This is a genomic window from Bacillus sp. z14 (2026) (assembly GCF_058313575.1).
Genome location: NZ_JBZFQK010000001.1, coordinates 170,023 through 182,022, shown reverse-complemented (window position 1 = coordinate 182,022; position 12,000 = coordinate 170,023). Strand labels below are relative to the sequence as shown.

Below are 12,000 nucleotides of genomic sequence, written 5' to 3'. Positions count from 1 at the left end.
AAATTCTAGCAGTCTCCTTTTTTACCATAACGGCTCTTCTTTATCAGTCAATTGTAAAAAAAGAGGCAATGATAATAAAACGACAAGCATCAACACTAATTCGATGATTATGACAAAAGTTAAAGATAAATTAAACAGTACCGTAATAGGAATTGTTATCAGCGGAAATAATACTACAATAGATGTGATTTTCCTTGAATACATGCTTTGGTATTGATTAGCTCCACAATCATTACATTTCATATTTTTGCGGAATGATGCTAATTTTTTAAATGAATCATTCCATGACCATTTGCTGCCGCAGTTTTGACAAGTTGGCACTGTAATTCCTCCTTTAATGAATATCCTTAAATCTCTAATAAAAAAATGGAGTGGGGTATGGAAATAAAGATGGAACTATCCACCAAGCCTCCAATTTGTAAATTCATATCTTTCATATAAATACAGAACCTGTATCTTTTTTGTCGAACACTTGTACAAATATATTATAGTATTTAATTCCATTTTATATAAAATCATTAGTAAGGTATAATTTAAGTATTCAGAAATATAAAGGAGGATACATAGATGGGAATTTTGGATGGGTTAATGGGTAATTCTTCAACAGTAAGTAAGGATGAAGTATCCAAATCTTTAAAAGAAGTATTGTTTCCAGGTGAAGAAGTTCAACAAGCTTACAAGTTAATCAGGGATATGATTGTTTTTACGGGCAACAGACTTATTCTTGTAGACATACAAGGAATGACGGGAAAAAAAATCGAGTATCATTCCATTCCTTACAAAAGTATCACTCATTTCAGTACAGAAACAGCGGGAACATTTGATTTGGATGCTGAGCTTAAAATTTGGTTATCTGGAGCAGACATGCCGATAACTAAGACATTCAAAAAAGGCAATAGCATTGAAGATGTTCAAAAATTACTTGCGTATTATGTTTGTGGATAAATTGAACAAATGGATAGTGGGAAGGGGGAGTGTATTACAACACTCCTCTTTTTTATTCTTATCCGTATTTCATGGCTTAATTATGATTTTATTTTCCATATTTCGGGAGATCAGTGGAGTACAGGCTGGTCTCTTATTTATTCTCTGATTTCATTATTCAATAATTCATTTAGTTCCAATGATGATTCACTGTTAAAGATTTAAAAGACTTTATTTTTTGTTCCAAAGATATACTTCTTGATGATAAAAAAATAAAACTAGAATAACAAATTTTTTACAAAAAAAAATTTTCAGATGGATTCGTAATTATAAAGAAAATTTTCTCCAAAAAAATAGTAAATTAAGAAAAATATTTACATATTTTTATAACGATGTTATATTTATCCTTGTAAACGTTACCAAAATAAAAGTAAAGGCGAATAGAATTACCTGGAAAATATAAAAACAAGTTTTATTTAAAGTCTATATAGGTGGTGGTCAGAATTGAAATTAGAAAAGTATAAAGGAATATTTCCAGCTTTCTATGCTTGTTATGATGATTTAGGAGAAATATCTGAGAGCAGAACAAAAGATCTATGTAATTATCTATACAATAAAGGCGTTAAAGGGCTTTACGTTGGTGGAAGTTCAGGAGAATGCATCTACCAGAACCTTGAAGAAAGAAAAGCGACATTAAAATATGTTTCAGACAATGTAAAAGGGAAACTCACTTTAATCGCACATGTCGGTGCACCATCGACTAGGGAAAGTGTGATTTTAGCAAAATATGCGGAGGAATTAGGTTATGATGCCTTATCATCCATTCCCCCAATTTACTTTAACTTTTCCGAAAGTTCAGTATATAAATATTGGACAGAGATTATCGATTCAACCGATCTGCCATTTATTATTTATAACATCCCTCAAACAACTGGATATAATCTTTCAATAAATCTATTTAAGAAATTATTGGAGAATAAGAAGGTTATAGGGGTTAAAAATTCTTCAATGCCAGTTATGGATATTGAAAGATTCAAGACAGCAGCTGGTGAAGATTTTATTGTTTTTAATGGACCTGATGAACAATATGTTTCTGGGAGATTAATTGGAGCAGATAGTGGAATAGGCGGAACGTATGGAGCTATGCCTGAACTTTTTTTATTGGCAGAAGAATTTGTATCAACAGGGAATTTTACTAATGCAAGAAAAATTCAAAGTGATATAAATGACATTGTTATCCAGTTGTGCTCCTTAAATGGCTCTATGTATTCGACTATTAAAGAAGTCTTAAAATTAAGAGGAGTTAACATAGGAAATGTAAGAGGCCCGTTAGAGCCAGTAACAGGTGAGGATTTAAATAAAATCGAAGATATTAAAGTGTTAATCGACAAATCGATATTAAAGTATAGAGGATAATCATATGAAAAGAAGAGTCGTATGCTTTGGGGACTCTAATACTTGGGGATTTAATGCTAAAACTTCGGAAAGGTATCCGGAAGATATTAGATGGACTAGCCTATTAGCGGAACTACTAGGTAGTGAGTTTCAAGTAATTGAAGAAGGATTATCAGGAAGAACGAGTGTCATAGACGATCCATTGTTTGAAGGATTGAATGGGTATACCTATATCCATCCTTGCTTGATGAGTCATATGCCTCTAGAACTTGCCATTATAATGCTTGGAACAAATGATACGAAGGAAAGATTTCATCTAACTTCTTATAATATCGCACAAGGGATTGTAAGACTTTCTCTTAAGGCAAAAAATACTCCCGCAGGTTTAGACGGAACATGTCCAAAAGTACTAGTCATTGTACCTCCTCCTATTGATAAAAAGTATATAAATACTGAAGTCAATAAATCAATGGGAAGAGAATGTGACATGAAATCAGAGGATCTATCAAAGCATTTAATAGAATTATTAGAGCTTCAAGGTACAGAATTTCTAGATACAAAGGGATTAGTGGAAATGAATAAGGTAGATTTTATGCATCTTGATGAGGAAGGTCACAAGCAACTATCACAGCTTGTCTTTCGTAAAATCAAAAGCATTTTACTATTTTAATAAGATGATAAGGAGGGTTTGTTTATGTTAAGAAAGCGTTTTTTGAAAGCCGGAATGGCAATCATGCTCGTAGGTTCAGTACTTGCAGGGTGTATGGGAAAAGAAACTAGTAAATCTAATGGTGATTCTGGTTCAAATGGTGAGGTAGAAATAACAGTTTGGTTAACTCCACAGTGGAAGGGTGTATTAGACGCATCTGAAGAGGGAGCCGACTATGATAGCTTTTTCAAACATGCAGGAGAGAAGTTCGCTGCTGAGTACAAGGAACACAAGGTCAAAGTAAATGTAGAGGTCATTGCCGGGGACCAACGCGATGAGCTTTTAAACGTAAATCTTAATGGTGGGACTCCTCCAGATGTTTTCTTCGAGAGTGTCTTCGCTATGGGTGACTATGCTCATAGAGGTGCTTTAGTACCTTTAAATGATATCGTTGACGATGAATCTAAAAAAGATATACCAGAAAGCCATTGGGAGAATGTGACTTTTGGTGAAGATGTATACTTCTATCCATTTTCACATAACCCAGGTACTTTAGCTTATAATGCTGATATGTTTAAAGCTGCAGGGCTTGAAGAATACATTGGTGGAGAGCATGAAATCAAGACTTGGAATCTGGCTGACTATGAGAAAATTCTTAAAAATCTAAAGGGAAATTTACCTAAAGATAAATATTCAAATGCGTTTCCAATGGGATTATTTGCTCTGAATAACCAGGCAGATACTTGGAATCTTGCGTATTTAAGAATGTTTGGCAATGAATTTTTTGATAAAGATGGTAATTTAATCATTGATGATGCAAAGGGTGCTAAAGCTGCAAATTGGTTAAAGAAAATCTATGATGATGGTTTTACTAATCCTGGTGTAGAATCTGTTTCTTCAAACGATGTTAATGCGATGTTCCAGAATCAACAGCTTGCGATTAGCTTTACTAACTCAATACTATTCAACAATGCAAAGGCTGATATGGAAAGTGGTAAAGCTCCTAAATTTGATATGAGACTGGCTAATATTCCGTCTGAAAGTGGAGATCCTTTAACTTTCACTTATGTGACAGGTGCTGCTGTTTTTGACACGAAAGACGAAACTAGAATTAAAGTTAGTAAGGATTTCGTGAAATTTGTCTCTACTGATTCTGAACTTGTGAAGGCTTCTAAGAATGGAGTGCCTGTTAGAACATCTGTTACTGAGGAGTTTAAGGCAGAAAAGCCTTACTTTGATGCCTATTCTGCTAACGATCAATATATGTTTAATTTCACTGGAAACGTACCAGGTTACAGCCAGCTAAGACAAGTTCTTTATCCAGAATTACAGGCTTTATATACTGGTGAAAAAACCGCAAAAGAAGTTGTAAAGAGCTACCAATCAAGCGGAAATAAAATAATTGAAGATTCAAAAGCAAATTCAGTTATAAATAATTAGCTCTAGAATATACGACTTAACAACATTTAAGCCCCTTCTTTTTGGGGCTTAAATTGTAGAAAGGTAAATGATATTAATGAAAATCAAAAAAGATTTTTTCAAGGAAAATATTACAGGCTACTTGTTTATCGCACCTCAAATGTTACTTTTTTTGATATTTTTAGTTTATCCGATCATTGAAGGAATAAGATTGAGTCTATTTAAAATAACCTATCAAGATGAAGTATTTATTGGGCTTGAAAACTATAAAAGATTATTCAGTGATTCTGTATTTATTCAATCTACTATTAACACGGTTATTTTTGTCCTATTCATTGTGGCATTAACCGTTATTTTTGCAATGTTCGTTTCCGCTGCTATTTTTGATAAAAATGCTAAATATGTGTCTTTCATAAGAGGTGCATACTATATTCCTGTAATGGTTTCCATGGTCGTCATGAGCATGATTTGGAGTTTCTTATTAAACCCTGCCAATGGTTTAATCCCTTTTGTGGCAAGAAAAATGGAACTGTCAACAGTTAATTTCTTAGGTGATACGGACTGGGTACTACCAGTGATTATTTTCGTAACATTTGCTACGAATGTTGGGCAAGCAATCATTCTATATATTGCTTCTATGATTGGGGTGCCAAAGGAACTTTTTGAAGCGGCTGAAGTAGATGGGGCAAGTAGAATGAAAATTATCTTTAAAATTATCATTCCAATGGTTAAACCAACAACTATATACATTATTATTATGAATATTATTGCTGTCCTAAAGATATTTGTTGTAATTCAGCTATTAACTGGTGGAGGACCAAACAATGCATCTACAACTCTTATGTACTACTTATATAATAATGCATTCAAGTATAATCAGCTTGGTCTGGCTTCTGCTGTAGGTGTAATTATGTTCTTAATTACATTAGCTCTATCGATTCCACAGCTAAGAGCTATGTTTAAGAAGAATTAGAGGTGAGAGAAATGTTAAAGAATGAGAATAAGAATAAGAAAAAGAAAGAAAAAATTGATATTGTAACAAACATAATTGTACTATTTTTTGCTATTCTAAGTCTTTTCCCTCTTTACTGGCTTGTGACCAGCTCTTTTAAGAACAGTACCGATGTTGTTAAAATGCCGCCAGATTGGTTTCCAAAGTCCTTTACGTTGAGCAACTATATGGATGTTTTTAATAATCAACCTGCTTTTAAATGGACGTATAATAGTCTATTTGTAGCTTTGGTTTCTACGATAGCCTTAATCATTGTCAGTGCGCTTGCAGCCTATGCGTTTTCAAAGCTTAAATTTAAAGGGAAGAATATTATTTTCATTATTTTCATTTCAAGTCTTATGATTCCAAAAGAAGTCATGATCGTCCCGTTGTTTAGAATTATTCAAGACTTTAATATGGTTAATACCTTAAGTGGTATGATTTTGCCTAACGTTGCAACAGCTTTTGGAGTATTTTTACTAAAGGGATTCTTTGATACAATCCCGGATTCTTTAAGAGAAGCTGCCAAAATGGATGGAGCCAGTGAATTTAAAATCTTTTATAAAATCATGCTACCATTAGTTAAACCAGGTATTGGAGCATTATTTATTCTTAACTTTGTTCAAGTTTGGAATGATTATTTATGGCAGCTCGTAGTCGGTCAAGATGAAGGTTCGAAAACGTTAATGGTAGGTATCGCAACTTTGATGCAAGACTTAAATCCAAACTTTGCATATAAGATGGCTGGTGCTACTGTAGCAGCAATTCCTATGCTACTTATATTTATTTTCTTCCAGAAGTATTTTACAAAAGGAATTACAATTGGAGCAGATAAGTAATATTTTTATACTTGGAGATGTTTGCAAATGAATAAAAAACAGAAGATATTTGATCTTATTAATAGACAACTGATTGTTTCATGCCAGGCACTTCCAGAAGAACCCCTTCATAGCTCTTTTATTATGAGTAAAATGGCTTATGCTGCTATGGTTGGTGGCGCAAAGGGAATCAGAGCGAATAGTGTTGAAGATATTAGAAAAATAAAAGAAACGGTTCAATTACCTATCATTGGAATTATTAAAAAAGTTTATGAAGGATCTGAAGTATTTATCACCCCCACTTCTAAAGAAATTGAGCTTCTTTATCAGGAGGGGGTAGATATTATTGCATTGGATGCAACGAAAAGAATTAGACCTGATGGAAAGACGATAAGTGAAGTATTTCCTAAAATCAGAGAGACATATAAAGAACAAATTTTCATGGCCGACTGTTCTACCTATGAAGAGGCAAAAGAGGCTTATGAATTAGGATTTGATTGCTTAGGTACAACTTTAAGTGGTTATACGGAATATACAAAAGGCAATTCCTTACCCGATATAGAATTGATTGAACGACTGGTTCGGGATTTTCGTATTCCTGTCATTGCTGAAGGTGGAATTTGGACACCGGAGGAATTGAAGCGTGTTTTTGATTTAGGAGTTCATACAGCAGTAGTTGGTACAGCTATTACGAGGCCGATGGAAATTACCAAGAAATTTCTAGAAGCGATTAAATAATTTGTCCAATTAAGAGATAACTTTTTAACTTATCAGTCCATTTTTCAAGGTATTTATAGCACAAAAGATAGATTTAAAGGATGATGGAAGTGAAAATATTAGCAGCCGATATTGGTGGAACATCTATAAAAGTTGGCATCTCTGATAAAGATGGGAAAATAGAAGAATTTAAAGAATATGATACCGAAAGTAAAAGAGGCGGAAAATATCTAGTAGAAAAAATAATTAAAATAATAAGTGAATTCAAAGGCTTTGACGCGATAGGCATAAGCACTGCAGGTCAGGTTGATAGTACAGAGGGTTCCATCATTTATGCCAATGAAAATATCCCGAACTATACAGGTACTAAATTGAAGGATATTCTTGAGGATCAATTTAGGGTTCCTGTTAAAGTTGAAAATGATGTAAATGCAGCTGCTTTAGGGGAAAAGTACTTTGGAGCTGCAAAGGAATTTAGTGATTTTCTTTGTTTAACATATGGTACAGGTATTGGCGGAGCTATTGTAATAGATTCAAAAGTTTATAAGGGACATAATGGATTGGCAGGTGAATTTGGTCACATTATTACCCATCCTTTTGGAAATAGCTGTAACTGTGGCAAAGTAGGCTGTTATGAAATATATGCTTCTACAACGGCTTTAATAAAAAGAACACAGGAAATAAATTCTGACTTTATAAATGGTAGAGTCATTTTTGAAAGAATGAACCTAGGGGATAAAAGTTTAGATATGCTCCTTCAGGAGTGGGTTTCGGAGGTGGCTTTGGGGCTTACTTCCCTTATCCACATTTTTAATCCGCCAGCTATTATAATAGGAGGTGGAGTGATGGAGCAAGACAATCTCGTAAATAAGATATCAGATAAGGTCAAAGAGTTAACGATGGAGAGCTTTTCAGATGTTAAAATTATGAAAGCCTCTCTTGGAAATAAAGCCGGAGTTCTAGGTGCAGTATCACTTCATTTAAAAGGCTAACACTAAAAGGAGTGCCGCAATGACAAATCAAGATATATTTTCTCTCATTCACTCGAGATACAATTCATTTACTAACACGGAAAAAAAAGTTGCTGATTATATTCTTGAAAATATGAAAGATGTCATTTACATGTCGATAACTGATTTGGCTGATGAATGTAACGTAGGTGAATCAAGTGTTTTTCGATTTTGTAAAACGATGGATCTTAAAGGATATCAAGAGTTTAAAATTGTTTTAGCTCATAGCATATCCCTTGATAATGAAACCCCACAGCTTTCCAGCGTGATTACAATGCAAGATACAGTTGAGGAACTGGCGTCAAAGGTATTATCTTCAAACGTACATGCACTTACAGAAACCTATAACTTACTTTCGGAAAGTGATATTTCTCATGCTGTTGATTGTATGATAACCGCGCAAAGAATTCATTTTTTTGGAGTAGGTTCTTCCTTAATGACAGCAATGGAAGCAAAGAATAAGTTTATGAGAATTACCAATAAAACAGAGTGTTCTATAGATTCACATCTCCAAGTTATGTCTGCAGCTTTGATGACAGAGAAAGACGTAGCCATTCTTATATCTTATTCAGGTTCAACGAAAGATACGATTGAAGTAGCAAAAGTAGCAAAAGAAAGAGGAGCAAAGATTATTTCGATAACGAGATTTGCAAAATCTCCTTTGACTAGTTTCTCTGATCTTACCTTGCTTTGCGGTGCAAATGAAGGTCCGCTTCAGGGGGGCAGTTTATCTGCAAAGATATCACAACTTTACCTCTTAGATATGCTCTATTTTGAATATTTTAAAAGGACTAACAAGGAAGCGGTTCACAATAAAGAGTTAACTGCAAACGCTGTTATTGAAAAGATGCTATGATGTGCGTTAGTTTACCATCTGTTAAATGAATTAAATACAGATTTTATTATTTAAATCATGATTATGATGTGGGGATTAACATATTGCAGAGGAGTACTATCTTATCGTAAAGTAGGTGCTTATATGGAAATAATTAAAGTGAATAACTACCATGAATTAAGTAAAATGGCTGCTGAAACTATCATAAAAAAAGTAAATCAATCTAGCAAATTAACACTGGGATTAGCAACCGGAAGTACACCAGAGGGATTATATCGTTATTTAGTAGAAGATCGGTTCTTGCATCATACAAATTACCAGCATGTTAAAACCTTTAATTTGGATGAATATGTTGGAATGAATCCAGAAAACGAACACAGTTATTATTACTTTATGAATCATCACTTATTTAAGCATATAAATATCTTACCTGATAATATTCATCTTCCCCTAGGTAATAAGGAAAACTTAGAGTATGAATGTGAGCAGTATGAATTATTAATTGAACAGAACGGAGGGATAGATATACAGGTTTTGGGAATTGGCCAAAACGGTCATATTGGTTTTAACGAGCCTGGTACATCCTTTAAATCTAGCACTCATGTCGTGGAGCTAGATGATTCTACACGAAAAGCTAATTCTCGATTCTTCCATACCATTGATGAAGTACCTACACATGCCATAACGATGGGGATTTCCACGATATTAAAGAGTAAGGAGATTCTCCTCTTAGTTTCTGGTAAATGTAAAGCTCGAGCTCTTCAAAGGTTACTGGACGGTGAAATCAGTGAGGAATTTCCAGCCTCAATCTTAAAACACCATTCTAATATTACAGTGATTGCTGACCTGGATGCTCAGAGAGCTTAGAGAAATAAGACTTAATTATATAGAGCTTTTATACATACACCCGTTAACTTTGACTTATTTTCTAAAAAAACAGTTCATAACATAGTTATTGAATTAGCTGTTTTCTCTGTTAACGGGATAATCGTTATTGAACCAACACGGAACTCTCCCAAGTTTCACCTCAGAGCATATACCTCTCATAAGATACTTTTTACCTCATTAAGAATCATCCTTATTTGTAACCAAAAGCATAAACTGATGAACTTAGATTTATTGTTAATCTTACAATTATAATAGTTGTTTTTTTATTAAATGAAGAAGCAATCACACTAAAAGAAAATCATTGGGGTAGATAATTTAGGTAACTACTTACTTTTAGATTTTTTTATACAAATTTTTCCGGCATAGGAATCAGATTTTAACCGAGATAATTGAAATAATCAGATTAGATATGAATCTTCAAATATAGATTGATTAGTTAAGGGGTTTTTGATATTGGTTCTCGATATGAAAGGTTAAAATGGGTGTTAAGTTTCTAAATTATATAAAAAATAAGGAGGAGAAATCTTGAAAAAATTTTGGATAACAGCTATTACATTGATGTTGGTTTTTGTTGGAGTTATCGGTATGAAAGTAAGTGCTTTTGAAAAAGAGAAATCTGTAGGGAGAATAACTTGGGAACATGGAGGAGAGTTAGAGGCACAAAAGGGTTTTGAAGAAAATATTGGTACAGCGGGAGTATTGTCAGGATCTTATAAAAATTATGTAATCGTTGGAGGGGGAGCAAATTTCCCTTATGAATCCGTTTTAAATGGTGGAATAAAGAAACATTATTCAGATATATATGTATTAAAGAAAGATAAAAATAAATTAACTATGGTAGAACATACTAATCTTGGTCATGAGATAGGTTATGGATCTTCAATTACTACAGAAAAAGGTGTTTATTATATTGGAGGAAGTCCTGAAAAGGAATACGCAGATGATATTAGTTTGCTAACTATTGATTCAAATAAAAAATTGAAAGTGAAAAAGATAGGAGATCTTCCATTTACAATAAGTGATGGTATAGCAGTTGAAAAAGATGGGAAATTGTATATTGGACTTGGTAAGCAAAATGCAAAAGATAGTAATAAACTGTATGAATATGATATAAAAACTAAAAAGACAAGAGAATTAGCATCAATGCCAGGAGAAAGTGTTAGAAATCAAAGTGTAGCTCAACTATTAAATGGAAATCTATATGTATTTAGTGGTGGAGGGACAACAGCTTATACAGATGGATATAAATATAATATAGAAAAAAATAAATGGTCTAAAGTTTCTTCAGTAAAAGTAAATGGGAAAGAGATATCTTTACTGGGAGCAAATTCAGTAAAATTAAATACGGATGAAATGATGGTTATAGGAGGATTTAATAAAGAAGTATATGATCATGCAGTAAAAAATTTAAATACCTTAAAGGGAGAAGAATTACTAGCTTTTAGAACTCAATACTTTAATACTGACCCTCATGAGTTTAATTGGAATAAAGATATTTTGATATACAATGCAAAAAAGGATTCTTGGAGATCTATAGGCAAGATTCCATTTGATGCACCCTGTGGTCAAGGCTTAGTATTGATGGATAAAAATATTTATTCTATTAATGGAGAAATAAAACCTGGGGTAAGAACGAATGCAATTTATTCAGGAACGATACACCATAACCTAAAATAAATTCCGGGAAATATGTAGAAAGCTAAGTTTTCAAACTTAGCTTTCTTTGCGTTAATCATGTATCTTACATAGAAATTTTTATAAAACTTGAGAATCTATTTTGATCTATTTTTATTCAAAATAGATTCTTTCAATATCCTAAAATGTGTTTTGGTGAAATTTTATTCTTAAGTATTATGGATATTTATTGGAAAAATAAAGGACATATTAAATTTATAACGAATACTATAATATGTGTCTAAATTGTGAACGATATGAATACGTTTTATCAAACTGAACTAATATTTTTGCCTAATTCTAATTATTAAAGCGCTTTCATTATTATGAGAGGGAGGAATTATAATGAATGATCAGCAAATAGTAAAATGTGATAAATGCCAAGGGAATCAAGTGAAAAAACTAATTACTGTCTCTGATATGATGTTTTTGGCTATTTTGATTGCATGCTGCATTCCAATGCCGGGTTGGTATTTAATCCCGATATTTATGTTCATAGGCTTTTTGGATGTTAAAAAAGGCGGTTTCCGCTATAGCTGCACTGAATGCAAATCTAAGTTCAGAGTAACGAAGGAAATCAATGCTGCATTTACTGAGTTTTTTAGGGCTCAGAAGACACTAATTAAATAAGAAACAAATGAACGGGGACCAGTTAAATAGAAACTGGTCTCTTTTATTTA

General features: G+C 33.0%; 13 protein-coding genes. 12 read left to right on the top strand and 1 reads right to left on the bottom strand.

Going from position 1 to position 12,000, the window contains the following annotated elements; genetic code table 11:
* Positions 1–21: 21 nt before the first annotated feature.
* Positions 22–321, bottom strand: coding sequence for a TIGR04104 family putative zinc finger protein (locus tag AC4G3O_RS00860; protein WP_491135688.1), 300 nt, complete (start codon positions 319–321; stop codon positions 22–24).
* 246 nt (positions 322–567) lie between these two features.
* Between AC4G3O_RS00860 and AC4G3O_RS00855 the strand changes: the two genes are divergently transcribed.
* From AC4G3O_RS00855 to AC4G3O_RS00800, 12 genes are all read left to right on the top strand, one after another.
* Positions 568–945, top strand: a complete 378-nt coding sequence (locus tag AC4G3O_RS00855) for a PH domain-containing protein (protein ID WP_139891913.1) — start codon at positions 568–570, stop codon at positions 943–945.
* A 483-nt stretch (positions 946–1,428) separates the two neighbouring features.
* Positions 1,429–2,340, top strand: a complete 912-nt coding sequence (locus tag AC4G3O_RS00850; protein WP_491135687.1) for a dihydrodipicolinate synthase family protein — start codon at positions 1,429–1,431, stop codon at positions 2,338–2,340.
* A 4-nt stretch (positions 2,341–2,344) separates the two neighbouring features.
* Positions 2,345–2,989, top strand: coding sequence for a GDSL-type esterase/lipase family protein (locus AC4G3O_RS00845; RefSeq protein ID WP_491135686.1), 645 nt, complete (start codon positions 2,345–2,347; stop codon positions 2,987–2,989).
* Between the two features lie 24 nt (positions 2,990–3,013).
* Entirely contained in the window at positions 3,014–4,408 is a 1,395-nt protein-coding gene (locus AC4G3O_RS00840; RefSeq protein WP_491135685.1) for an ABC transporter substrate-binding protein, read from the top strand.
* A 190-nt stretch (positions 4,409–4,598) separates the two neighbouring features.
* On the top strand, positions 4,599–5,360 hold the full coding sequence (locus AC4G3O_RS00835; protein ID WP_491135684.1) for a carbohydrate ABC transporter permease: 762 nt from the start codon (positions 4,599–4,601) through the stop codon (positions 5,358–5,360).
* Positions 5,361–5,371: 11 nt separating this feature from the next.
* Entirely contained in the window at positions 5,372–6,217 is an 846-nt protein-coding gene (locus AC4G3O_RS00830) for a carbohydrate ABC transporter permease (RefSeq protein WP_491135683.1), read from the top strand.
* A gap of 27 nt (positions 6,218–6,244) precedes the next feature.
* Positions 6,245–6,934, top strand: a complete 690-nt coding sequence (locus tag AC4G3O_RS00825; RefSeq protein ID WP_491135682.1) for an N-acetylmannosamine-6-phosphate 2-epimerase — start codon at positions 6,245–6,247, stop codon at positions 6,932–6,934.
* Positions 6,935–7,017: 83 nt separating this feature from the next.
* Positions 7,018–7,905, top strand: coding sequence for an ROK family protein (locus AC4G3O_RS00820; RefSeq protein ID WP_491135681.1), 888 nt, complete (start codon positions 7,018–7,020; stop codon positions 7,903–7,905).
* Between the two features lie 19 nt (positions 7,906–7,924).
* Positions 7,925–8,779: a MurR/RpiR family transcriptional regulator gene (locus AC4G3O_RS00815; RefSeq protein WP_491135680.1), complete on the top strand. Its 855-nt coding sequence runs from the start codon at positions 7,925–7,927 to the stop codon at positions 8,777–8,779.
* Between the two features lie 123 nt (positions 8,780–8,902).
* A complete protein-coding gene (gene nagB, locus AC4G3O_RS00810; protein ID WP_491135679.1) occupies positions 8,903–9,625 on the top strand; it encodes a glucosamine-6-phosphate deaminase in 723 nt (240 codons plus the stop codon).
* 546 nt (positions 9,626–10,171) lie between these two features.
* Positions 10,172–11,323 (top strand): cyclically-permuted mutarotase family protein, encoded by a 1,152-nt coding sequence (locus AC4G3O_RS00805; protein ID WP_491135678.1) that lies wholly within the window; start codon positions 10,172–10,174, stop codon positions 11,321–11,323.
* A 342-nt stretch (positions 11,324–11,665) separates the two neighbouring features.
* Complete coding sequence (locus AC4G3O_RS00800; RefSeq protein ID WP_491135677.1) at positions 11,666–11,950, top strand: hypothetical protein; 285 nt, start codon at positions 11,666–11,668, stop codon at positions 11,948–11,950.
* The last annotated feature ends 50 nt before the right edge of the window (positions 11,951–12,000 follow it).

Bases quoted from the DNA above. Each gene is read 5' to 3' on its own strand.
- AC4G3O_RS00815 (WP_491135680.1), top strand. From the start codon at position 7,925: ATGACAAATCAAGATATATTTTCTCTCATTCACTCGAGATACAATTCA.
- AC4G3O_RS00830 (WP_491135683.1), top strand. From the start codon at position 5,372: ATGTTAAAGAATGAGAATAAGAATAAGAAAAAGAAAGAAAAAATTGAT.
- AC4G3O_RS00845 (WP_491135686.1), top strand. From the start codon at position 2,345: ATGAAAAGAAGAGTCGTATGCTTTGGGGACTCTAATACTTGGGGATTT.
- nagB (WP_491135679.1), top strand. From the start codon at position 8,903: ATGGAAATAATTAAAGTGAATAACTACCATGAATTAAGTAAAATGGCT.
- AC4G3O_RS00825 (WP_491135682.1), top strand. From the start codon at position 6,245: ATGAATAAAAAACAGAAGATATTTGATCTTATTAATAGACAACTGATT.
- AC4G3O_RS00855 (WP_139891913.1), top strand. From the start codon at position 568: ATGGGAATTTTGGATGGGTTAATGGGTAATTCTTCAACAGTAAGTAAG.
- AC4G3O_RS00840 (WP_491135685.1), top strand. From the start codon at position 3,014: ATGTTAAGAAAGCGTTTTTTGAAAGCCGGAATGGCAATCATGCTCGTA.
- AC4G3O_RS00800 (WP_491135677.1), top strand. From the start codon at position 11,666: ATGAATGATCAGCAAATAGTAAAATGTGATAAATGCCAAGGGAATCAA.
- AC4G3O_RS00820 (WP_491135681.1), top strand. From the start codon at position 7,018: ATGGAAGTGAAAATATTAGCAGCCGATATTGGTGGAACATCTATAAAA.